Consider the following 23,106-nt stretch of genomic DNA (forward strand, 5'->3'; position numbering starts at 1 on the left):
GTTGACTGGAGCGAGGGCAGGGGCGGAGCGGGACGGGGCCCGGACGGGGGTCGGGCCCCGCCCCGCGCGGTACGGGCGCTAGACGATGCCCTCGGCGATCTCCGCCTGCTCCTTGTCCGTGCCGTACGCGGCCGGGGTGTTGTAGGTGCGGCGGGCCACGAACCACCAGATCGTGGCGAGGACCAGGACCACGGCGAGCGCGATGGACGCGTAGTTCATGGTGTCGGCGTTCACCGGCGAGGACTGCGGGAGGCAGAACAGGACCGTCACGAAGGCGACCCAGCACACCGCGATCCAGCCCACGGGCTTGCTCCAGCGGCCCAGGTTCCACGGCCCCGGCTGGAACCGGTCACCGGCCTTCAGACGCAGCAGCACCGGGATGGCGTAGGCGGGCGTGATGCCGATGACGTTGATGGCGGTGACGGCGCCGTACGCGGTCTCGGAGTACAGCGACGGCAGCGCGATGACGCCCGCGAGGCCCACCGAGAGCCACACGGCGGGCACCGGCACCTGCGTCTTGGGGCTCACCTTGCGCCACACCGCGGAGCCCGGAAGGGCGTTGTCGCGGCTGAAGGCGAAGACCATGCGGCTGGCCGCGGCCGTCTCGGCGTTGCCGCAGAACAGCTGGGCCACGATCACGATGAGCAGCAGCGCGGTGGCGCCGGAGGTGCCGAGCCCGTCGATGAAGATCTGCGCGGGCGGTACGCCGGTCGCGCTCTCCTGGGTGCCCACGTAGTCCTGGATGGCGAAGGTGAGCCCGGCGAGCAGCACGAACCCGGCGAGCCAGGAGACCCAGATGGCGCGCACGATGCCGCGTGCGGCGGTCACGGACGCGTTGTTGGTCTCCTCCGACAGGTGCGCGGAGGCGTCGTAGCCGGAGAACGTGTACTGGGCGAGCAGCAGGCCGATCATGCACACGTACAGCGGGCTGTCCCAGCCGGTGTCGTTGACGAACTCGCCGAACACGAACGACGGCGACTGGTGCGAGTCGGGGACGATCGCGAGGACGCCGACGATCACCGCGACGCCCGCCAGGTGCCACCACACGGAGATGGAGTTGAGGAGGCTCACGAGCCGGACGTTGAACAGGTTCAGGAGCGCGTGCACGAGCAGGATGCCCAGGAAGATCACGAAGGTGGATCCGGCCGTCGGGTGGAAGTCGGTGTGCATGCTCAGCAGGGCGCCGCTGAACAGGGCCGCCCCGTAGTCGATGCCCGCGATCGCGCCGAGGAGGCCCAGGAGGTTGAGCCAGCCCGTGTACCAGCCCCAGCGCCTGCCGCCGAGCCGGTCCGCCATGTAGTAGAGCGCGCCGGAGGTCGGATAGGCGCTGGTGACCTCGGCCAGGGCCAGGCCCACGAACAGGACCATCAGGCCGACTCCGGCCCAGCCCCACATCATCACCGCGGGCCCGCCGGTGCCGAGGCCGAAGCCGTACAGCGTCATGCAGCCGGACAGGATGGAGATGACGGAGAAGCTGATGGCGAAGTTGCCGAAGCCGCCCATGCGGCGGGCCAGGACGGGCTGGTAGCCGAGTTCCCTGAGCCGCTGCTCCTCATCGGGGAGCGGTGGTATCGCGGCAGAACTCGACACGGTGGTGCGGGACACGGATCAACCTCCGGGGAGAGCGGGGGTGCGGGGGTGTGAGGGGTGTGAGGGGTGTGTCAAGAGAGGGGTGGCGCAACGGTGTCGCGGGGGCGCCGCCCGGTGGGTCAGCCGCGCGGCCCTGCGCCGCGCGCGGCGTGGTAGCACCGCGCCCGGGCCTGCACGAAGGACTCGGCGGCGGCCTCCGCGTCGCCCGGTGACGTGGTGCGGTACGTCCACGGCACGACGGCGTAGAAGGGGTCGAGGGCCTCGAACACCCGCACCGCGTCGTGGAAGTGGTGCGCGCCCCACAGCGCGTGCGCCAGGTAGTTGAGGTCGAGCAGCGAGGCCGCCTCGGGCTGTGTGTGGTCGAACCACAGCTGGAGCGCCCGCAGCGCGCCGCGCGTCGCGTCCTCCGCGATCCAGTGCAGGTCGAGCGCCCGCTCGCTGCCGCCCTCGCGGCGGTAGCGCTCCACCCGTACGTACAGCGGGAGCACGTGCAGGGGCGAGCCCGCGGGTGCCGCGGCGGACGCCCAGTGCACGAAGTTGACCGCCTCGGTCAGCGGGGCGCCCGGCCTGCGGTGGTAGGCGAACTGGAGCATGCGGTGGTACGCCTCGCGGTTGCCGGGGTCGCGCTTGTCGGCTTCGGCGAGGATCTGCCACGGGCCGGGGAACAGCATCGGCTCCGGCGCCGCGACCCGGTGCTCGTCCCACCGCTGGCCCTCGTCGAGCTGGGCGAGCGCCAGCAGGCAGATCCACGGAACGGGGTCCTCGGGGGAGGTCTGCGAGGCGATGCGGCAGGCGGTGGTCGCCTCGCGCCACAGGTCGTTGGTGTGGCGGTGGCCCGCCCGGTGCGCGCGCAGGGCGCGCTCCACCGTGACCCGGGTGTGCAGGACCGTGGCGGCGACGCTGCGCGGCTCTTCGGCGAGCCAGGCCCGCACCACGTCGGAGCCGGCGACGGCGGCCGCGAGGACCTGGGTGCGCTGGGTCCACAGGCCCCAGTCGGGGGTCTCGGTGAGCAGGTTCCTCGTCGACACCCAGCGGCCTGCCTTGAGGTCCTGGAGCACGGCGCGCAGCGGCGCGTCGTGACCGGCCGGGTGATACACCGGGCGGGCTAGGGGCATCGGGGGTCCTCTGGGCTCTGACGGCGGAGCGGATCGGCCCGCACTGCGGGTGCGGTCCGGTCCGGGTGCGCCGCGGTCCGTGTGGGTCTGCGGTCTTTCCGTGGGGCGGTGGGCTGGGGCAGGAGGCTGTGGTCTGCGGGTTCCGTGAGTGATGAACTGATGTGCGAGAGGGTGTTGTTGTTCGGCGGTCAGTGTAGAGCGGAGACTTCCGATTACTGGGCAGTCCTCGGATCTTTCTTGACCAACTTGTGTCAACGCGGCACGCCGTTGCGCACTTTGGTTTCTCACTTGTTCAACAGCGGCCCCTATTGCGTACTTTGGGCGATGCGCGTCCCTTGACGGCCCCCTGGCCCCTGTAGCAGGCTGCCGCCGTGATCACGACTTACAGCGCGGCCCGCGCCGCCGGGCGGGGACGAGGCCGCGGATGACGGGCGGCGGCCCGGTTCTGGCCGTTGACCAGGGCACCTCCGGCACCAAGGCCCTCGTCGTCTGCCCCGAGCGCGGAGTGATCGCCTCCGGCAGCGCGCCCGTCCGCCCCCGCCATCTGCCCGGCGGCCGGGTCGAGGTCGGCCCCGGCGAACTCCTCGCCTCCGTGCTCGACGCCGGACGCGAGGCCCTGGACCGCGCGGGCGAGCCGGTCGCCGCCGTGGGCCTCGCCAACCAGGGCGAGACCGTCCTCGCCTGGGACCCGGCGACCGGCGAGCCGCTGACCGACGCCCTGGTCTGGCAGGACCGCCGCGCCGAACCCCTGTGCGCGGAACTCGCCGAGCACGCCGACGAGCTGAAGGACCTCACCGGACTGCCGCTCGACCCGTACTTCGCCGCCCCCAAGATGGCGTGGATACGCCGCCACCTCACCCGCGGGGGCGTGGTCACCACCAGCGACGCCTGGCTGGTCCACCGGCTCACCGGTGCCTTCGTGACGGACGCCGCCACCGCGGGCCGCACCCAGCTCCTCGACCTGGACTCCGTCACCTGGTCCGCGCGCGCCCGCACCCTCTTCGGCCTCGACGGCGAGGAGCTGCCCCGGGTCGTGGACGCCGCCGGACAGGTCGGCACGACCCGGGCCTTCGGCGGCGAGCTCCCGCTGACCGGCCTCCTCGTCGACCAGCAGGCCGCGCTGCTCGCCCAGGACGTCACCGAGCCCGGCACCGCCAAGTGCACCTACGGCACCGGCGCGTTCCTGCTCGCGCAGACCGGTGCCCGGCCGCGCCGGGGCGCCTCGGGCCTGGTCGCCTGCGTCGCCTGGCGCCTCGCGGGCCGCAGCAGCTACTGCCTGGACGGCCAGGTCTACACGGCCGCGTCCGCCGTGCGCTGGCTCGCCGACCTCGGCGTGATCAAGGGCGCGCGGGACCTCGACCCGGTCGGCGCGGCCGTGCCGGACAGCGGCGGTGTCACCTTCGTGCCCGCCCTCGCCGGGCTCGCCGCCCCCTGGTGGCGCGGCGACGTGCGCGGCTCCCTGACCGGGCTCGGCCTCGACACCGCCCCCGGACACCTGGTGCGCGCCCTGTGCGAGGGTCTCGCCGCCCAGGTCGCCGAGCTCGCCGACGCCGCGGCCGCCGACCTCGGCGAGCCCCTGCGGAGCCTGCGCGTCGACGGCGGCCTGACCCGCTCGGCGCTGCTCATGCAGACCCAGGCCGACCTGCTCCAGCGGCCCGTCGAGGTCTCCGCCCTGCCCGACGTCACGGCCCTGGGCGTGGGCGCGGTGGCACGCCTCGGCCTCGACTCGGGGCTCGGCCTGGACGACGTCGTCCCCGCGTGGCGGCCCGTCACCGTCTACGAGCCGCGGATCGGCCCGGACGAGGCCGCGACGCGCCGCGCCGCCTTCCGCGCCGAGGTCACGGCACTCCTGGAGCGCACGCCCCCGTCCTGACCGCCGCGCGCCGGGGCCCGCCGCCTCCCGACCGACGGGCCGCGCGCGCCTCGAACGGACCCGCCCGTACGACCTCCGACGCACGAGACCGGACCCCATGAGCACCGAGCGACACGACCGCACGACCGCCGCGCGGCAGGGCCGCGTCACCCGCTCCGGCGCGCTCCCGGACGACCCGTACGACGTGACCGTCGTCGGCGCGGGCGTCGTCGGCACGGCCATCGCCCGCGAACTGGCCCGATACCCGCTGCGGATCGCGGTGGTCGAGTCCTCCGACGACGTGGGCGAGGGCACGTCCAAGGCCAACACGGCGATCCTGCACACCGGCTTCGACGCCGCGCCGGGCTCCCTGGAGGCCCGGCTCGTCCGCGAGGGGCAGCGGCTGCTCGCCGCCTACGCGGCCGAGACCGGCATCCCCGTGGAGCCGGTCGGCGCGCTCCTGGTCGCCTGGGACGCGGAGCAGCTCGCCGCGCTGCCGGGCCTCCTCGCCAAGGCCGTGCGCAACGGCTACCACGCGGCCCGGCTGCTGGACGCCGCCGCCGTGCGGGCCCGCGAGCCCCACCTCGGCCCCGGGGCGCTCGGCGCCCTCGACGTGCCCGGCGAGAGCGTCATCTGCCCCTGGACGACGCCGCTCGCCTACGCGACGCAGGCCGTGCGCTCCGGCGCGGACCTGCACCTCGGCTGCCGCGTGACGGCGGTCGCCACGGACGGGGACGGGCACGTCCTCAGCACCGGCCGCGGCCCCCTGCGCACCCGCCACCTCGTCAACGCGGCGGGCCTGTACGCCGACACCGTGGACCGCATGCTGGGCCACGACACCTTCACCGTCACGCCCCGGCGCGGCCAGCTCATCGTCTTCGACAAGCTCGCCCGCGACCTGGTGCGCCACATCCTGCTGCCCGTGCCGACGGCGCTCGGCAAGGGCGTCCTCGTCGCGCCGACGGTGTACGGCAACGTCCTGCTCGGCCCCACCGCGGAGGACCTGGACGACAAGCGGGCCACCGGCTCCACCGCCGAGGGGCTCGCCGGGCTGCGCCGCCAGGGCGCCCGCGTCCTGCCGCCGCTCCTCGACGAGGAGGTCACCGCCGTGTACGCGGGGCTGCGCGCGGCCACCGAGCACGACGACTACCGCATCGACGCCTGGCCCCGGCAGCGCTACGTGACCGTCGGCGGCATCCGCTCCACCGGCCTGACGGCATCCCTGGCCATCGCGGCGCACGTCACGGACCTGCTCGCCGGGGCGGGGCTGCGCCTGGGCGGGGCCCGCGACCTCGCGCCGGTGCGGATGCCGAACCTGGGCGAGGCCTTCCCGCGCCCCTACGAGAGCGCGGAGCTGATCGCCGCCGATCCCGCGTACGGCACCGTCGTCTGCCACTGTGAACGCGTCACCCACGGGGAGATCCGCGACGCCCTGCGCAGCACGGTCCCGCCGGTCACCGTCGACGGGCTGCGCCGCCGCACGCGGGCGCGCGGCGGCCGGTGCCAGGGCTTCTCCTGCGGAGCGGCCGTACGCGCACTCCTCGACGGACGCGACCGGTCGGTACGGCGATGAGCGACAGCAACAGAGACAGGACGAGCGACGGCGAGCGGTCGGAGGCCCCCATGCGGCGTGAACGCGCGGTCGACGTCCTCGTCGTGGGCGCGGGCCCGGCGGGCCTCGCCACCGCGGCGGGGCTCGCCGCGGCGGGAGCGGGCCGCGTCGAGGTCCTGGAGCGGGAGCGGCAGGCGGGCGGCGTCCCGCGCCACTGCCACCACGGCGGCTTCGGCGACCGCACGGTCGCGGGCCTTGCCGTCCCCGGCACGAGCGGGCCCCGGTACGCGCGCCGGTGCGTCGAGGCGGCCGTGCGCGCGGGCGCCACCGTGCGCACCGGTGTCACGGCCACCGCCTGGGCGGGTCCCCGCACTCTCGACACGACCTCGCCGCAGGGCCTGGAGCGGCTCACCGCGCGGGCCGTCGTGCTCGCCACCGGGGCCCGCGAACGGCCGCGCGCCGCGCGCCTGGTGCCGGGCAGCAGGCCCGCGGGCGTCTACACCACCGGCGAACTCCAGCAGGCCGTCCACCTCTTCGGGCAGCACGTCGGCGCCCGGGCGGTCGTGGTCGGCGGCGCGGCCGTCGCGTACGCGGCCCTGGGCACGCTGCGGCGCGCGGGCGTCGACGTGGTCGCCCACGTGACGTCCTCGGCCCGCACCGAGGCCCCGGCCCCGCGCGCCGCCGTGGCCCGGCTGTGGCACGGGATCCCCCTGCTCACGGAGACGGACGTGGTCGAACTCGTCGGCCGGGGACGCCTTTCGGGCGTGCGCCTGCGCCACCGCACCGGGCGGAGCGCCCACCTCGGCTGCGACACCGTGGTGTTCACCGGTGACTTCGTCCCCGACCACGAGCTCGCGCGGCGCGGCGGTGTGCCGCTCGCGCCCGGCACGCGCTTCCCCGATGTCGACGCCGCCTTCCGTACGGGGCTTCCTGGAGTGTTCGCGGTCGGGAATGTGGCCCATGCCGTCACCCCCGCACGGGTGGTGACGGCGGAGGGGCGGCGCGCGGCCGAGTCCGTCCGGCGCTTTCTGGCGTCCGGGGAGTGGCCGCCGACGGCGTCCGCCCGATAGCGAAAAATTGACGCCAAAAATGAACCGTCAACCACAGGGGCCTCCGGGCGCACACCGGCGCAGTGCCGGGCGCACGGCAATGGGGTGGCGGATTCTCCCCTTTCCCAGGGAGGATCGGCCGCTCTGCGCCTCGTTTAGGGCGGGCCTTCTCCCGGGGTAGTTGCTTATTCGACGAGGTGGTTCCGGCGGGCGTGGGGCTGGCTTGAATTGCGTGATCGTTTCACCGCGCCTGAGGAAGGGGTGAACAATGCAATCTCGTCACCTCAGGGCACGTGCTCGCGATCCCTTGCGTTTCTCCGGTCCTCTTCTCGCCCCGGGCCTGCCATGACGGGAGGGAAGTCAAGATCTTCGACAGGATTACGCAACTTCCCAATGTATCCCAGGCGAAACTGCTGAAGAACCCTCAGTTTTACGCCACGGCGGCGCATCAGCGAGGGGCGTGCCCTTTCGGGAACCTGGCCTAGAGTAACGCGCGGTCATGTGGGGAACGCTTCCCCCTCTTTACTCATGCAGTGCGCAGCGAAAAGTACAGGAGCAGGTCGGCCAGGATCCTTGACCGCCGGTGCCGACACCGTATCGATCTTCGCGAGGGGGAAACCGGGTGGTTATGGGGAACGGGTGGCACCAGGGGGAAAACGTTATGACTGTGAATGCTGTGAAAGCTGTTACACAATTTCCCACGGTGTTACCGGGTAATCTGTCCTTCAACATTCTTGGGCCGCTGGCGGTGTGGTCGGCCGAGGGGCCGCTGCCGCTGGGCCCCGCGCGGCAGCGCGCGGTCCTCTCCGCCCTGTTGCTGGCGCCCGGGCAGGTGATCGGCACCGAACGGCTCACGGAGGCCATCTGGCCCGCGGGCCCGCCCGGCAACGTGGTCGCGAGCCTGCACAGCTACGTGTCCCATCTGCGCCGCCAGTTGGAGCCGGACGGCCCGCCCCGGGGCCGCAACCGCGTCCTGCGCAGGGAGCCGCAGGGCTATCTGCTCGCGGTGGAGTCGGAGCGGGTGGACGCCTGCCGCTTCGAGGGCCAGCTGCGCGCCGGACGGCGGCTGCTGCGGGCGGGCCGCTACCCGGAGGCGTGCCGGGCCCTGGAGGCGTCCCTCGCCCTGTGGCGCGGCGCGCCGTACGCGGAGCTCGGCGACTACGAACCCGCCGTGCGCGAGGCCACGCGCCTGGAGGAACTGCGGCTCATGACCTGGGAGGCCCTGTGGGAGGCCGAGTTGGCCTGGGGCAGGGACAACGGCGGCGTGGTGGCCGAACTGGCCGCGCTCAGCGCCCGGTACCCCACGCGGGAACGCCTCGGCTGGCTCCTGATGGTCGCCCTGTGCGAGGTGGGCCGGCAGGCGGAGGCCGTCCGCGTCTACCACCGGATACGCCGGGCCCTCGCGCAGGAGCTGGGCGTGGACCCGGGACGCGAACTGCGTGCGCTCTTCGGCCGGATCCTGCGCGACGAGTTCGTCGGGCGGGTGTGCGTGCTGCACTGACGCGGGCGTGCGCCGGGGGAGGGGGCCCGTCGCGGCGGGGGCGGCACTCCGCCCCCGCCGCGACGGGGCCGCCTCAGTGGATGCGCCGGTCCTCGTGGGCCCAGTAGGGCTCGCGGAGCCGGCTCTTCTGCACCTTCCCGTTGCTCGTGCGCGGCAGCGCGTCCCGGAAGTCCACGGAGGTGGGCGCCTTGTACCGGGCCAGGCGCTGCTTGCAGTACGCGATGATCTCCGCCGCGCGCGCCTCGGCGCCCGCGGCGGGCACCACCACCGCCTTGACGGTCTCGCCCCAGCGCTCGTCCGGCACGCCGATGACGGCCACCTCCGCGACGGCCGGATGGCCCAGGAGGCAGTCCTCGACCTCGACCGACGACACGCTCTCGCCGCCGGTGACGATGACGTCCTTGAGCCGGTCGAAGAGCAGCAGGTGCCCCTCGTCGTCGAAGGAGCCCGCGTCACCGGTGCGGAACCACCCCTCGCGCAGGGCGTCCCCGTCGGCCCGCTCGTCCTGCCAGTAGCCGTCGAGGACCATGTTCGAGCGGGCCAGGACCTCGCCGCGCTCACCGGTCCGCAGCCGTACGCCGAGGGCGGGCGCGCCCGCCCGTGTCAGGCCGCCGCTGCCGGGCGCCCCCGGAAGGCGCCGGTTGAAGGTGAGCAGGGTCGTCTCGGTCAGGCCGTAGACCTGGAGGAACTCCCAGCCCAGCGTCTCCTCGACCTGGGCGACGAGCCGCTCGTCGACGGGCGCGCCCGCGCACACCACCCGGGTCCTGCCGCGCCCGGGCACCTCGCCCGGCCAGTCGCGGGCCGCCCGGATCACCGCGTCCCACACGGCGGGCGCCCCGAACGCCAGGGTCACGCCGTGCTCCTGGACCCGGCGCAGGATCTCCGTACCGTCGATCCGGCGCAGCAGCACCTGCCGCGCCCCGAGCCCGGCGAGCAGGAACGGCACGCCCCAGCCGTTGCAGTGGAACGTGGGCAGGGTGTGCAGATAGACGTCCCCCTCCCAGATCCGCCCGTGCACGCCGAACGTCATCGCGTTCAGCCAGATGCTCCGGTGCGTCAGGGCGACGCCCTTGGGGCGCGCGGAGGTGCCCGAGGTGTAGTTGAGGGTCGCCACCGCGTTCTCGTCCGGCCGCTCCCAGGGGCGCGGCTCGACGTCGAAGCGCATGACCTCCGCCTCGGTCTGCTCCCCGAGGACGAACCGCTTCGGCACGTCGACCGAGCCGAGGACCGCCTCGACGTCGGGGTCGACGAACACCACCGAGGCGTCGCACTGGCGCAGGACGTACGCGATCTCCTCGGGCGTGAGCCGGTAGTTGACCGGCACGCAGATCCGCCCGCTCGCCGTGACGGCGTACAACAGCTCAAGGAGGCGGGAGCAGTTGGGGCTGACGACGGCCACCCGCTCGCCGGCGCCGATCCCCAGCGCGTCCAGACCCGCCTGCCAGGCCCGTATGCGGCGCAGCAGCGAGCCGTACGTCGTCGTCGGCACCGGGAGAGCCGGCTGCTCCGGCTCGTCGACGAGCGCCGTGCGCCCTGCGGCGGCCGCCTCGGCGCGGTCGAGGAAGTCGGCCATGGTGAGCGGAACGAGCATGATGCGTCCTCACAGTGGTGTGCCGGAGACAACGGAGAAGCGAGGGAGCGAACACAGCGGACGGGAGCGGGCCGCGGCGGCCTCGCACGAGGCCGGAACAGCGCGGGTGCGGACAAGGCGCGCGAAGAACCGGAAGGGACGGCGCGGCGCCCGGGACACCGGGCGGGGCCGAAGGGGAACGACGGCGTGGTGCTCACTCCTGGCGGTGCACGCGCCGGGGCCACACACCCGCGTCACCGCGCCTGGACCTCATCCTGACATCCCCGATCCGCATCCAGAAAGCCTCGGTCGGCCCGCGCCAAGTCGCCTCCAAGAAACCGCCAAGAGCGGCCGGTGACGATGCAGCGGCACCACGGGCCACGGGTGCGAAGGCGGGGAGGACCGATGCGATACGAGGAGTCGGGCGTGCCCGGTGGGGTGACCACCTGGGCCGCCCGGGGCTGGGCCGAGGAGAACGGCATCGGCAGCGCGACACTGCGCCGCCTGGTGCGGGCCTGGCCGCGCCGGGCGGCGGTCACCACCAGGCCCGAGGCCATGGAGGAGAGCGCCGACTACGACCCGGCGCTGCCGGACTACCCGCTGGAGATCGTGCCGTTCGCGGAGCACCCCCGCTTCCTCGCGGCCCGCCCGGACCAGCGGCGACAGGTCCTCACCGGCCTGTGGATCGGCTACAACGAACGCGTCATCGCCACCGAACACCTCATCGCCGAGCCCGCCTTCGACCTGGTCATGTGCGGTGTCTTCCCGGGCGGCGACGACCCGCTGATCCGCCAGAGCGTGCAGCAGGCCGTCGTGGACGAGAGCTTCCACACCTATATGCACATGCTCGCCATCGCCCGCACCCGGGAGCTGCGCGACGTCCGCACCCGGCCGGAGCAGCCCCCGCTCGTCACCTACCGGCGGCTGTGCCGGCTCCTCGCCACGATGCCCGAGGAGTGGGAGCGCCACGTCGCCGTGCTCGTCTGGGGCGCGGTGGCCGAGACCTGCATCAACTCCCTGCTCGCCCTGCTCGCCAGGGACGAGTCGATCCAGCCCGCGCACTCCCTGATCACCACCCTGCACCTGCGCGACGAGACGGCACACGGCTCGGTCGTCACCGAGGTCGTCAGAGAGCTGTACGCGCGCATGAACGCCGCGCAGCGCCGCACCCTGGTGCGCTGTCTGCCGCTGGCCCTGGAGGCGTTCGCCGAGCAGGACCTGTCCACGCTGCGGCTCGAACTGGCCACCGCGGGCGTCCACGGCGCCGACGAGATCGTCGGCGACCTGCGCGCGACGTCCACCGGGCGGCGGCTCGTCCGCGACTTCTCCGGCGCGCAGCGGATGGTCGAACAGCTGGGCCTGGCGGGCGAGGTCGACTTCGACTTCCCCGAACGGCCCGCGTGGTCGCCCGGCGCGGCGACGCCCCACTGAGGCCGCGTCCGGCGAGCGCCGGCACCGGGGCGGGGGCGGGCCCGCACCCGGCCGCGCCCGCGCACCGAGGGCCGCCCGAGGACCCGCACGGCCCGTCAACGGCCGCCCGCACGGCCGACCTCCGACAGCCGCAGAAAGGTGACCTGATGATCGTTGCCCGCCTCCGCCCCCATGTGCCGATCGACGAGCAGACTCGGCTGACCTCCGCGTGGCGGCACGACGGACACCGGTCGTTCCACTGCCGGGCCGGCCGCCACGCCCTCGTCACCTTCCCCGACCTCGCCCCGGCCTCGCCCGCGGGCGAGGAGTTCGTGGCCCTGCTGCGCGCCACGGCCGCCGTCGAGGCCGTCGTCGACAGCGCGCAGGCGCCGCCCCTGGGCAGCCTCGCGGCCACGGGCGAGCCGAGCGCCGTCCGCGTGGCCGACGCCTTGAGCGTGGGCGGCGGCTCCTTCACCTGGATAGCCGGGCCCTGCGCCGTGGAGAGCGCGGACCAGCTGATGGCCGTGGCCCGGGGCGTACGGGCCCGGGGCGCGCACCTGTTGCGGGGCGGTGCCTTCAAGCCCCGTACGTCCCCCTACGCGTTCCAGGGGCTCGGCACCGACGGGCTCGCGCTGCTGCGCGACGCGGCCGCCGCGACCGGGCTCGGCGTCGTCACGGAGGTCGTCGACGTCGCCCACGTCGAGGCCGTGGCCGAAGTGGCCGAGGTGCTCCAGATCGGCACGCGCAACGCCCAGAACTACCCGCTGCTGCGCGAGGCGGCGCTGACCGGCCGCCCCGTGCTGCTCAAGCGCGGCTTCGGCTGCACCGTCCAGGAGTGGCTGCACAGCGCCGAGTACCTGCTCGCGGCGGGCAACGGCCGCGTGCTGCTGTGCGAGCGCGGCGTGCGCACCTTCGAGGACGCGAGCCGCTTCACCCTGGACATCACCGCCGTGCCGCTGCTGAAGCGGCTCAGCCATCTGCCGGTGATCGTCGACCCCAGCCACGCCTGCGGGCACGGCGACCTGGTGGCCCCGCTGGCCGCGGCCGCCGCCGTCGCCGGTGCCGACGGCGTGATGGTCGACGTCAACGAGGCGGGCCACACCGCCCTGTGCGACGGCAAACAGGCGATCACACCGGACGAGTTCGGCGCCCTGGTGGCGCGCACCGGCCGGATCCTGCACAGCGCGGAGCCGATGGAGCCCGTCGCCGACCACGCGATGGTGGGCCGATGACCGAGGAGGCGACGATGGAGCGCAACGAGGGACGCGACCGGGCGCTGCGCCGACGCCTCGCGGACGCCGGGGACGTCGAGCGGCACCGGCTGCTGCTCGACCTGATCCGCACCCACGCGGCGGCCGCCCTGGAGCGGACGGACCCGGCGCCGCTGGACGCCGCCCGGGCGTTCGGCGCGCAGGGCGTGCGCGGACGGGCCGCCGCGCGGCTGCGCGAGCGCCTCGGCGAGGCCACGGGCGTCGCCCTGTCCGCGACCGCCCTCTTCGACTACCCGACGCCGGAGGGGCTCGCCGCCCACCTGTGCTCACGGGTGCTCGGCGAACCCGCCACCGGCGACGCCGACGCCACCGCCGCCGACGCGGCCGTCGACGAGCCGGTCGCGATCGTGGGCATGGGCTGCCGCCTGCCCGGCGAGGTGCGCTCGCCGGACGACCTGTGGCGCCTGGTGCACTCCGAGACCGACGCGATCTCCGCGTTCCCCCGCGACCGGGGCTGGACCGTCGCCCACGACCCGGACCCGGACCACGTGGGCACCACCGTCACCCAGCACGCCGGATTCCTGTACGACGCGGCCGACTTCGACGCCGACTTCTTCGGGATCAGCCCCGGCGAGGCCGTCACGATCGACCCCCAGCACCGCCTCCTCATGGAGACCGCGTGGGAGGCCGTCGAACGGGCCAGGATCGACCCGACCTCGCTGCGCGGCACCAGCACCGGCGTGTTCGTCGGCATCATGTACAGCGAGTACGGCGCCCGGATCCGGCACGTCCCGCCGAGCGCCGAGGGCTACCGCGTGGTGGGCAGCATGCCGAGCGTGGCCTCGGGGCGCCTCGCCTACGCCCTCGGCCTCGAAGGGCCCGCCGTCACCGTCGACACCGCCTGCTCGTCCTCCCTGGTCTCCCTGCACCTGGCCGCCCAGTCGCTGCGCAAGGGCGAGTGCCGGCTCGCGCTCGCGGGCGGCGTCACCGTGATGGCGACGCCCTGGGGGTACGTCGAGTTCAGCAGGCAGCGTGGGCTCGCGCCGGACGGGCGGTGCCGCTCGTTCTCCGCCGACGCGGCGGGCAGCAGCTGGTCGGAAGGGGTGGGCGTACTCCTCCTGGAACGCCTCTCCGACGCGGTCAGGAACGGGCACCGCGTCCTCGCCGTGGTCCGCGGCTCCGCCGTCAACCAGGACGGCGCGTCCAACGGCCTGACGGCGCCCAACGGCCCCGCCCAGCAGCGCGTGATCCGCCAGGCCCTCGCCCACGCGGGCCTCACCACGGCGGACGTGGACTGCGTGGACGCCCACGGCGCCGGAACCCAGCTCGGCGACCCCATCGAGGCGCAGGCGCTGCTCGCCACCTACGGGCGCGGCCGCCCCGTCGAACAGCCCTTGTGGCTCGGCTCGTTGAAGTCCAACATCGGCCACACCCAGGCCGCCGCCGGGGTGTCCGGCGTCATCAAGATGGTGATGGCGATCCGGCACGGGGTGCTGCCGCGCAGCCTGCACATCACCGAGCCGACACCGCACGTCGACTGGTCGTCGGGCGCGGTCCGGCTCCTCGCCGGGGCCGAGCCCTGGCCCGACACGGGACGGCCGCGCCGGGCGGGCGTCTCCTCCTTCGGCGTGGGCGGCACCAACGCCCACGTCATCGTGGAGCAGGCGGACCCCGAACCCGACGGCAGGGCCCCGCGCACCACGGACGGCGCGGACAGCCCCGGGCGACCCCTGCCCTGGCTCGTCTCGGGGAACGGCGCGCCCGGGCTCAGGGCCCAGGCGCGGCGCCTCGCGGAGTTCCTCGCCCCGGGGCCCGACGCGCCTGCCGTGCCCGACGCCGACCTGGCGTACTCCCTCGCGACGACACGGGCCGCGCTCGCGGACCGGGCCGTCGTCGTGGCCGCCGACCGCGCCGAGGCCGCCACGCGCCTCGCGGCCCTCGCCGACTCCAGTGACGGAACGTACGGCGAACACACCGCGGTCGGCACCGCGACCGCGCGCGACCGCGTCACCTTCGTCTTCCCCGGCCAGGGCTCCCAGTGGCCGGGCATGGCGGCCGAGCTGATGAGCACCTCACCGGTCTTCCGCGCGTCCATCGAGGCCTGCGCCGCGAGCCTCGCCCCGCACGTCGACTGGTCCCTGACGAAGGTGCTGCGCGGCGAGTCCGGCGCGCCCACCCTGGAGCGCGTCGACGTCGTCCAGCCCGCGCTGTTCGCGGTGATGGTCTCCCTCGCGGCCCTGTGGCGGTCCTACGGCGTGGAGCCCGCCGCCGTCATCGGGCACTCGCAGGGCGAGATCGCCGCCGCCCACGTCGCGGGCGCGCTCTCGCTGGACGACGCCGCCCGCGTCGTCGCCGTGCGCAGCCGCGCCCTGCGGGTCCTCTCGGGGCGCGGCGGCATGGTCTCCGTCGTGGCCCCCGTCGACCAGGTGCGGCGCGGCCTCGCGCCGTGGGCCGGCGCCGTGTCCGTCGCGGCGGTCAACGGGCCCCGCTCCGTGGTGATCTCCGGCGATCCCGCCGCCCTCGACGCGGCCATGGCGGCGTTCGAGCGGGACGGCGTGCGCGTGCGCCGCATCCCCGTGGACTACGCCTCGCACTCGGCGCAGGTCGAGGAGATCCGCGACACGCTCGTCGAGGCCCTTTCCGGCATCCGGCCGCGCCCGGCCGCCGTGCCGTTCCACTCGACGGTGACCGGCGAGCCGCTCGACACCACGGCCCTGGACGCCACGTACTGGGTGAACAACCTGCGCGACACCGTCCAGTTCCACCGCACCGTGACGCGGCTGCTCGCCGCCGGGCACACCACGTACGTCGAGATGAGCCCGCACCCCGTGCTCACCATCGGCATCCAGGAGACCGCCGACGAGGCGGGCGCCCACGACGCGTTGACCGTCGAGTCGCTGCGGCGCAACGAGGGCGGCCCCGCCCGGTTCCTGACCGCGGTCGCCGAGGCCCACGCGCACGGCGTGGCCGTCGACTGGACGGAGGCCTTCCGGCACGCCGCGCCGCGCCCGGCGGACGTGCCGACGTACGCCTTCCAGCGGCGCCGCTACTGGCTTCAGGACGCGGCCCCGCCCGTGGCGGACGTGGCGGCGGCCGGGCTCGACGGCGTCGACCACCCGCTGCTCGGCGCCGCGGTGCCGCTGGCGGACGGCAGCGGGGGCACGCTCCTCACCGGCAGCGTGTCCGCGCGCACGCACCCGTGGCTCGCCGACCACGCCGTCGCGGACGTCCTCGTCGTACCCGGCACGGCGCTCGTGGAGGCCGCCCTGCACGCCGGTGCGCAGACGGGCTGCGACGCCCTGGAGGAGCTGGTCCTCGAAGCGCCGCTGATCCTGCCCGAACAGGGCGTCGTACGCGTCCAGGTGAGCGTCGCCGGGCCCGACGAGGGCGGGCGGCGCGCCGTCACCCTGTACTCCCGGGCGCAGGACGCGGGCATCGACGAGCCGTGGACCCGGCACGCGGGCGGCACCCTGACGCGCGCCGCCCGCCCGGCCGCCGCGCCGCCCGCCGCCTGGCCGCCCGCCGGGGCAGAGGAGGTCGAACTCGACGACTGCTACCGCGAGCTGGCCAAGACCGGGCTCCACTACGGCGCCGCCCTCCAGGGCCTGCGGCGCTGCTGGCGCCTCGACGACGAGCTGTACGTGGAGGCCGAACTCCCCGAGGCCGCGGGCGGCACCGACCGCTACGGCCTGCACCCCGCCCTGTTCGACGCCGCGCTGCACGCGGCGGCCCTGCCCGGCGGGCCCGGCGCGGGCGACGGCGACGGTGCGACCCGGCTGCCGTTCTCCTGGACCGGCGTCACCCTGTACGCCACCGGCGCAGCCCGGCTGCGGGCCCGCGTCCGGCGCACCGGTCCTGACGCGCTGTCCCTCACCGCCACCGACCCCGCAGGGCGCCCGGTCGTCAGCGTCGAGGCCCTCGGGATGCGCCCGGTGACCGCCGAGGCGCTGCGCCGGGCCGCCGCCCTGGCCGACGCCTCGCTGCTGCGCCTGGAGTGGCGGCCGCAGCCGCTGCCCGCGCCGAGCGGGCCCGGCACCGCACGCTGGGCCTGGATCGGGCCGTACGACGCCGCCGCGGACGACGCGCTCGCCGCGCGGGGCATCGCCCGCACCGCCCACCCCGATGTCGCCGCCCTGAGCGCCGGTCTCGCCGCGGGCGACGCCCCGCCCGACGCCGTGGTCCTCGCGGAGCCCGCGACCGACCGCGGCACCGACCTGGCTGCGGCCGCGCACCGGGCCGTCCACCGCGTCCTGGCCGCCGTGCGGGACTGGTCGGCCGACGACCGGCTCGCCCACACCCGGCTGACCGTGCTCACCCGGGACGCGGTCGCGGCCGCCCCCGAGGCATCGCCCGACCCCGCCCTCGCCGCCGTCTGGGGCCTGGTGCGGTCGGCGCAGGCCGAGTACCCGGACCGGATCTCCCTGCTCGACCTGGACGGCACGGCCGCGTCCCTGGCCGCGCTGCCCGCCGCCGTGGACAGCGCCGAGGCCCAGCTCGCCGTGCGCGCCGGGACCCCGCTGACCCCGCACCTCGCCCGCGTGCCCGCCCCGGCCGGGCCCGGCGACGCGCCGGCCTGGCGCACCGACGGCACCGTCCTGGTCACGGGCGGCCTCGGCACGCTCGGCCGCGTCCTGGTCCGGCACCTGGTGGTGACGCACGGGGTGCGCCGGCTGACCGTCGTGGCGCGCTCGGGCACCTCGGGCGCGGGCGCGGCCCGGTTCGTGGCGGAGATGCGCGCGGCGGGCGCCGAGCTCCACGTGGTGGCGGGCGACGCGGGCGACCGCGACGTCCTGGCGGGCGCCCTGGCGGCGCTCCCCGACGACGCCCCGCTGACGGCCGTCGTGCACCTGGCGGGCGTCCTGGACGACGGCGTCGTCGCCGCGCAGACGCCGGAGCGCGTCGACCGCGTGCTGCGCCCCAAGGCGGACGCGGCCTGGCACCTGCACGAGCTGACGGCGGGCTCCGGCGTGCCGCTGGTGGCGTTCTCGTCCGTGGCGAGCGCCCTCGGCCCGGCCGGACAGGCCGGATACGCGGCGGCGAACGCGTTCGTGGACGCCCTGGTGGCCCGGCGCCACGCCGAGGGCGCGCCGGGGCTCGCCCTCGGCTGGGGCCTGTGGGGCGAGCGCTCCGGCCTCACCGGCGACCTCGCGGACACCGACGTGCGCCGCATCGCCCGCTCCGGCGTCAAGCCGCTCTCCAGCGACCAGGGCCTGGCCCTGTTCGACCTGGCCCGCGCCACCGGCGAACCGGTCGTCTTCCCCCTGCGCCTGGACCCGGCCGGGCTGCGCGGCACCGCCGCTGACGAGGTGTCACCCCTGCTGCGCGGGCTCGCCCGCACCCCGGTGCGGCGCGCCGCCGCCGACGCCGGCGCGGCGCCCGGCGAGGACTCCCTGGCCGACCGGCTCGGCCGCCTCGCCGCTCCCGAGCAGCACGAGCTCCTGCTCGACCTGGTCCGCGGCCACGTCGCGGCCGTCCTTGGCTACGACGACCCGAGGACCGTCGGCGAGCGCCGCCCCTTCACCGACATCGGCTTCGACTCGCTGCGCGCGCTGCAACTGCGCAACCGGCTCGGCGGCGCCACCGGCCTGCGCCTGACGGCCACGCTCGTCTTCGACTACCCCACGCCGCTCGCGCTCGGGCGGCACCTGCGCACGCTGCTCGTACCGGACGCGGACGACGGGCCTGAGCCCGCCGCGGGCGGCGAGCGGCCGGGCGCCGACGAAGCGGTCCTGGCCCAGCTCGGCTCGGCCTCCCGGGAAGAGGTCTTCGACCTCATCGACGACATGCTCGCCGAATAGGCCCCCGCGCCCCGTCCGCCACGATCCGGTCCCGCTGGAACCGGGGAAGGAAGCCCGATGCGCGCGCTGTTGATCGACAACTACGACTCCTACACCTACAACCTGTTCCAGCTCCTCGCCCAGGTGTACGGCAAGGAACCGACGGTCCTCGTCAACGACGACCCGGCGTGGGCGAAGCACGACCCGGCGGCGTTCGACTGCGTGGTGATCTCCCCGGGGCCCGGCCGCCCCCAGCGCCCCACCGACCTCGGCTTCGTCCAGGAGGTCCTGGAGAGCTGGCAGGACGTGCCGGTGCTCGGGGTGTGCCTGGGGCACCAGGCGATCGCCCACCACTACGGCGGCCGCGTCGAGCCCGGCACGCCCCGGCACGGCCATCTGACCCGGGTCCGGCACGGCGGCGAGGACCTCTTCGACGGCCTGCCCCAGCAGTTCACCGCGGTGCGCTACCACTCGCTGCGGGTCACCGAGCCGCTGCCCGAGGTGCTGCGGGCCACCGCCTGGGCCGAGGACGGCACCGTGATGGCCCTGCGGCACCGCACCCTGCCGCGCTGGGGCCTGCAGTTCCACCCGGAGTCCGTCGCGAGCGAGTGGGGCGCCCAGCTCCTGCGCAACTTCGCGGAACTCATAGGCGGCCACTACGCCGCGGCCCCGCCGGAGCGCGCCCACTGGTCCCCGCCCCTCGGCGGCGCCCCCAGCACCCACCTCCAGGCCGTGGTCGAGGTCGTGGACCGGGCGGTCGACACCGAGGCCCTGTTCACCGCGCGCTACGCGGACAGCGCCCGCGCCTTCTGGCTGGACAGCAGCGCGCCCGGCGTCGGCCCCGCCCGGTTCTCCTTCCTCGGCGACGACCGGGGCCCGCTCGCCGAGACGCTCACCTACCGCACCGGCGACACCTCGGTGACGGTCCGCGACGCCACCGGCGAACGCGCCGAGCCCGGCACCATATTCGAGGTGCTCCAGGGCCGGCTGCGCGCCCGCGGCCTCACCACGCCGGACCTGCCCTTCGACCTCAACGGCGGCTACGTCGGCTACTTCGGCTACGAACTCAAGGGCGAGTGCGGCAGCCCGAACGTCCACAGCGCCGAGACCCCCGACGCGGCCTGGCTGTTCGCCGACCGCCTCGTCGCCGTGGACCACCTTCAGGACACGACCTACGTCCTGGCCCTGAGCGCCCCCGCGGCGGGCGACCTCGACGCCGCCCGCGCCTGGGTGCGGGACACGGCACAGCAGGTGCGGGCGCTGCCCGACGCCGCGCCCGCCCCCGCCCCGGCGCCGGTGGCCGCCACGCCGTCGGACGGGGCCGTCCTCAGCCGCGACCGCGCCGCGTACGTCGACGACATCGAGGACTGCCTCGACCAGCTGCGCAGCGGCGAGAGCTACGAGATCTGCCTCACCAACCGGGTCCGCCTGCCGCCCCTGAAGGACCCGCTCGCCTACCACCTGAAGCTCCGCGCCCTCAACCCCGCGCCCTACGCCGCCTATCTGCGCCTCGGCGAGGTCAGCGTCGTCTGCTCGTCCCCGGAGCGGTTCCTGCGCGTCGAACGCGACGGCACGGTGGAGAGCAAGCCCATCAAGGGCACGGCCCCCCGGGGCGCGGACCCGGTCAGCGACGAGGCACTGCGCCGCTCCCTGGCCGCGTCGGCGAAGACCAGGGCCGAGAACCTCATGATCGTCGACCTGCTCCGCAACGACCTCGGCCGGGTCTGCGAGGTGGGCTCCGTCGGCGTCCCCGCGTACATGGTCACCGAGTCGTACGCGACGGTCCACCAGCTCGTCACCACGGTCCGCGGGCGGCTGCGGCACGACGTGGACCCCGTCGCCTGCGTCCGGGCGTGCTTCCCCGGCGGTTCGATGACCGGCGCCCCGAAGCTGCGGACGATGGCCATCATCGACCGCCTCGAACAGGAGGCCCGGGGCATCTACTCCGGCACCATCGGCTACTTCGGGCTGTGCGGCGGCGCCGACCTCAACATCGTCATCCGCACGGCGGTGACCTCGGCCGCGGGCACGGTCATCGGCGCGGGCGGCGCGATCGTCCTCGACTCGGACCCGGACGACGAGTTCGACGAAGTGCTCCTCAAGGGCCAGGCCCTGGTGCGGGCGCACGCCCAGCTCGACGCGGCGGGCGACCCCGAGCGGAGCGCCCCGTGACGGCCCCGCACACCCCTGCCCCGGCCGCCGCGCCCCGGGCCCCCGTGGCCGTCACCCGCGTCGACGGGAGCCCCGCGACCCCCGGCGACCTGGCGGGCCTCGCCCTGTACAACTACGGCCACTTCACCACCCTGCGCATCGAGCAAGGCCGCGTCCGCGGGCTCGGTCTGCACCTGCGCCGCCTCGCCGACGACTGCCGCACGCTCTTCGGCACGGACCCGCACACCGTCACCGGGCTCACCGACGGGGTCCGCGCGGCGCTGCGGCGCGTCGCCCGCGCCCACGAGGCGCCCGTGACGGTCCGCGTGACCGTGTGCGCGCCGGACACCACCCTCGAAGGCCCCGGCACGGCCGCCCCGACCGCGCTGCTCAGCACCCGGCCCGCGCCCGCCGCGCAGGCGCCGCCGCTGCGGCTGACGACCGCCACGTACGTACGGGAGCTGCCGGAGGTGAAGCACACCGGGCTCCTCGGCACGCTGCGGCTGCGCGCGGACGTCCGGCGGCGCGGCTTCGACGACGCCCTGCTGCTCGACCGCGAAGGCCACGTCCTGGAGGGCACCACCTGGAACATCTGCTTCTGGGACGGGGCCCGGCTGCTGTGGCCCCGAGGGCGCTGCCTGCCCGGCGTGACCGCGCGCCTGCTGCGGGACGCGGCCGCCGGGGCGGGCGTGACGGTCGGCGACAGGGCCGTCACCCGGGCCGGACTCGGCGCGCTGCGCGGCGCGTTCGCGACCAACGCGGCCTTCGGCGTACGGCCCGTCGCCTCCGTCGACGAGGTGACCTTCGCCCCGGACCCGGACGTCGCCGCCCTGACCGCCACGCTCACCGCCCGCTACGCCGACGTGCCCGCCGACCTCCTGTGACGGGCGCCCCGACCAAGATCCAAGTCGGCTCCAAGAAGGCACCAAGAGCCCCTGAACACAATGCGGTGCGGCAGCGCACCCCCGTCCCGAGCAGCACCCGCCTCCCCGATCCGCGAGAAGAGGACCGAGCATGACGACCGTCGAAGAGACCGAGACAGCCTGGGAGAACCTGCCGTTCCTGGACATCACCGACCCGGCGTTCGTGTGGGACTCCGCCGAGGTCGCCGAGGCCAGGGAGCGGTCCTGGATCGCGGGCACCCCCCTCGGCCTGCTCGTGCTGCGCTACGCCGAGGCGCACAGCCTGTCCCGCGACCCGCGCCTGGTGTCCGGCTTCCGCGAGGTCGTGGACCTCGTCGGGCCCTCCGAAGGCCTGGTGCGCGAGTTCATGCGCGACTTCATGCAGAGCCTGGAGGGGCCCGACCACCGCCGGCTGCGCGGCCTGGTCACGCACGGGTTCACCTCCCGCCGCATCAACGCACTCAAGCCGTTCATCCGCGCCACCGCCGAGCGCCTCGCCGACGAGCTCGTGGCGGCCGGGGGCGCGTGCGAGTTCGTGTCCGCCTACGCCGACCCGCTGCCCGCCGCCGTGGTGTGCGAGATGCTCGGCTTCCCGCCGGAGGACCACGCCGTCGTCGGCCGCTGGTGCAAGAACACCAACCTGGTCCTCGCGCTCGGCCCCGACCAGAGCCGCGTCTTCGAGGTGGAGGAGGGCCTCGCGGGCATGTACGGCTACTTCGAGAAGGTCGTACAGAAGCTCAAGGAGAACCCCGGCGACGACCTGTTCTCCGACATCCTGCGCGCCCAGCAGGAGGACGACGCGCTCGACGACCGCGAACTGCGCACCCTCATCGCGACCCTGCTCGTCGCCGGGTACCAGACGACGAGCCACCAGCTCGGCCACGCCATGGTGGCGTTCTCCGAGTACCCCGAGCAGTGGGCGCTGCTGCGCGAGCGGCCCGAACTCGCGCCCCAGGCCGTCGAGGAGGTGCTGCGCTGGTGCCCGACCACGACCGTGGTCGCCACCAAGGCGGCGGCCGAGACCTTCACCTTCAACGACCTGCTCATCCCCGCCGGGACCCCGGTGTGGCTGTGCGCCCACTCCGCGCAGCGCGACCCCCTGGTGTTCGAGGACGGCGACCGCTTCGACATCACCGTCAAGCGCGACGCGGGCACCCTGGCCTTCGGCGGCGGCACGCACTTCTGCCTGGGCGCGGCCCTCGCCCGCCTCGAACTCGCCGAGGCCCTCCAGGCGCTGTCCGCCCGGCTCGACGCGCCCCGGGTCACCGGACCGATCACCTGGCGGCCCTCGACCGGCGTGTCCGGCCCCGACGCCCTGCCGCTGCGCTTCGGCGGGGCGTGAGGGGAGGGGCCCCGCGGCGCACCACTCCGAACGCGCCGCGACGGGCCCCCTGCCCACGAGGTCCGACATCTTCCCGGGAAGGGC

At 75.1% G+C, this 23,106-nt stretch carries 11 protein-coding genes and 2 pseudogenes; 10 read left to right on the forward strand and 3 right to left on the reverse strand.

The window, feature by feature from the left end; genetic code table 11:
- Window positions 1–78: 78 nt before the first annotated feature.
- Both MQV74_RS33890 and MQV74_RS33895 read right to left on the reverse strand, forming a co-directional pair.
- Window positions 79–1,605 carry an amino acid permease gene (locus MQV74_RS33890; protein ID WP_242726605.1) on the reverse strand — a complete coding sequence of 509 codons (1,527 nt, stop codon included), beginning with the start codon at window positions 1,603–1,605 and terminating at the stop codon, window positions 79–81.
- Window positions 1,606–1,709: 104 nt separating this feature from the next.
- Complete coding sequence (locus MQV74_RS33895) at window positions 1,710–2,705, reverse strand: hypothetical protein (protein WP_242726607.1); 996 nt, start codon at window positions 2,703–2,705, stop codon at window positions 1,710–1,712.
- 424 nt (window positions 2,706–3,129) lie between these two features.
- Here MQV74_RS33895 and MQV74_RS33900 point away from each other — a divergent pair, with 424 nt between their 5' ends.
- From MQV74_RS33900 to MQV74_RS33915, 4 genes and pseudogenes are all read left to right on the forward strand, one after another.
- The gene (locus MQV74_RS33900) at window positions 3,130–4,578 is read left to right on the forward strand and encodes an FGGY family carbohydrate kinase (protein WP_242726609.1); all 1,449 of its coding nucleotides are present in this window, start codon (window positions 3,130–3,132) and stop codon (window positions 4,576–4,578) included.
- 97 nt (window positions 4,579–4,675) lie between these two features.
- A complete protein-coding gene (locus MQV74_RS33905) occupies window positions 4,676–6,130 on the forward strand; it encodes an FAD-dependent oxidoreductase (protein ID WP_242726612.1) in 1,455 nt (484 codons plus the stop codon).
- Window positions 6,131–6,180: 50 nt separating this feature from the next.
- Window positions 6,181–7,158, forward strand: a pseudogene (locus MQV74_RS33910) (FAD-dependent oxidoreductase); the annotation flags it as partial.
- Window positions 7,159–7,861: 703 nt separating this feature from the next.
- Window positions 7,862–8,659 carry an AfsR/SARP family transcriptional regulator gene (locus tag MQV74_RS33915; protein WP_242726622.1) on the forward strand — a complete coding sequence of 266 codons (798 nt, stop codon included), beginning with the start codon at window positions 7,862–7,864 and terminating at the stop codon, window positions 8,657–8,659.
- A 73-nt stretch (window positions 8,660–8,732) separates the two neighbouring features.
- Here MQV74_RS33915 and MQV74_RS33920 read toward each other — a convergent pair whose 3' ends face one another.
- Complete coding sequence (locus MQV74_RS33920; protein WP_242726624.1) at window positions 8,733–10,250, reverse strand: AMP-binding protein; 1,518 nt, start codon at window positions 10,248–10,250, stop codon at window positions 8,733–8,735.
- 384 nt (window positions 10,251–10,634) lie between these two features.
- Here MQV74_RS33920 and MQV74_RS33925 point away from each other — a divergent pair, with 384 nt between their 5' ends.
- From MQV74_RS33925 to MQV74_RS33950, 6 genes and pseudogenes are all read left to right on the forward strand, one after another.
- Window positions 10,635–11,660: a 4-aminobenzoate N-oxygenase gene (locus MQV74_RS33925; RefSeq protein WP_242726627.1), complete on the forward strand. Its 1,026-nt coding sequence runs from the start codon at window positions 10,635–10,637 to the stop codon at window positions 11,658–11,660.
- 146 nt (window positions 11,661–11,806) lie between these two features.
- The gene (gene aroF, locus MQV74_RS33930; protein WP_242726629.1) at window positions 11,807–12,871 is read left to right on the forward strand and encodes a 3-deoxy-7-phosphoheptulonate synthase; all 1,065 of its coding nucleotides are present in this window, start codon (window positions 11,807–11,809) and stop codon (window positions 12,869–12,871) included.
- Window positions 12,872–12,900: 29 nt separating this feature from the next.
- Window positions 12,901–18,648: pseudogene (locus MQV74_RS33935) on the forward strand (type I polyketide synthase); the annotation flags it as partial.
- A 57-nt stretch (window positions 18,649–18,705) separates the two neighbouring features.
- Complete coding sequence (gene pabB, locus MQV74_RS33940; protein WP_242726634.1) at window positions 18,706–20,799, forward strand: aminodeoxychorismate synthase component I; 2,094 nt, start codon at window positions 18,706–18,708, stop codon at window positions 20,797–20,799.
- Complete coding sequence (locus tag MQV74_RS33945; RefSeq protein ID WP_242726636.1) at window positions 20,796–21,662, forward strand: aminotransferase class IV; 867 nt, start codon at window positions 20,796–20,798, stop codon at window positions 21,660–21,662. Before pabB ends, MQV74_RS33945 begins: the two co-directional genes overlap by 4 nt.
- A 130-nt stretch (window positions 21,663–21,792) precedes the next feature.
- Window positions 21,793–23,022, forward strand: coding sequence for a cytochrome P450 (locus MQV74_RS33950; protein ID WP_242726646.1), 1,230 nt, complete (start codon window positions 21,793–21,795; stop codon window positions 23,020–23,022).
- Window positions 23,023–23,106 lie beyond the last annotated feature (84 nt).

Source organism: Streptomyces sp. AN091965, from assembly GCF_022698285.1.
In the GTDB taxonomy this organism is placed as follows: Bacteria; Actinomycetota; Actinomycetes; order Streptomycetales; family Streptomycetaceae; genus Streptomyces.

What these genes read in the sequence shown, in the direction of transcription:
- MQV74_RS33895 (WP_242726607.1), bottom strand. Translation starts at nt 2,705, where the DNA reads ATGCCCCTAGCCCGCCCGGTGTATCACCCGGCCGGTCACGACGCGCCG.
- MQV74_RS33900 (WP_242726609.1), top strand. Translation starts at nt 3,130, where the DNA reads ATGACGGGCGGCGGCCCGGTTCTGGCCGTTGACCAGGGCACCTCCGGC.
- MQV74_RS33905 (WP_242726612.1), top strand. Translation starts at nt 4,676, where the DNA reads ATGAGCACCGAGCGACACGACCGCACGACCGCCGCGCGGCAGGGCCGC.
- MQV74_RS33920 (WP_242726624.1), bottom strand. Translation starts at nt 10,250, where the DNA reads ATGCTCGTTCCGCTCACCATGGCCGACTTCCTCGACCGCGCCGAGGCG.
- MQV74_RS33925 (WP_242726627.1), top strand. Translation starts at nt 10,635, where the DNA reads ATGCGATACGAGGAGTCGGGCGTGCCCGGTGGGGTGACCACCTGGGCC.
- aroF (WP_242726629.1), top strand. Translation starts at nt 11,807, where the DNA reads ATGATCGTTGCCCGCCTCCGCCCCCATGTGCCGATCGACGAGCAGACT.
- pabB (WP_242726634.1), top strand. Translation starts at nt 18,706, where the DNA reads ATGCGCGCGCTGTTGATCGACAACTACGACTCCTACACCTACAACCTG.
- MQV74_RS33950 (WP_242726646.1), top strand. Translation starts at nt 21,793, where the DNA reads ATGACGACCGTCGAAGAGACCGAGACAGCCTGGGAGAACCTGCCGTTC.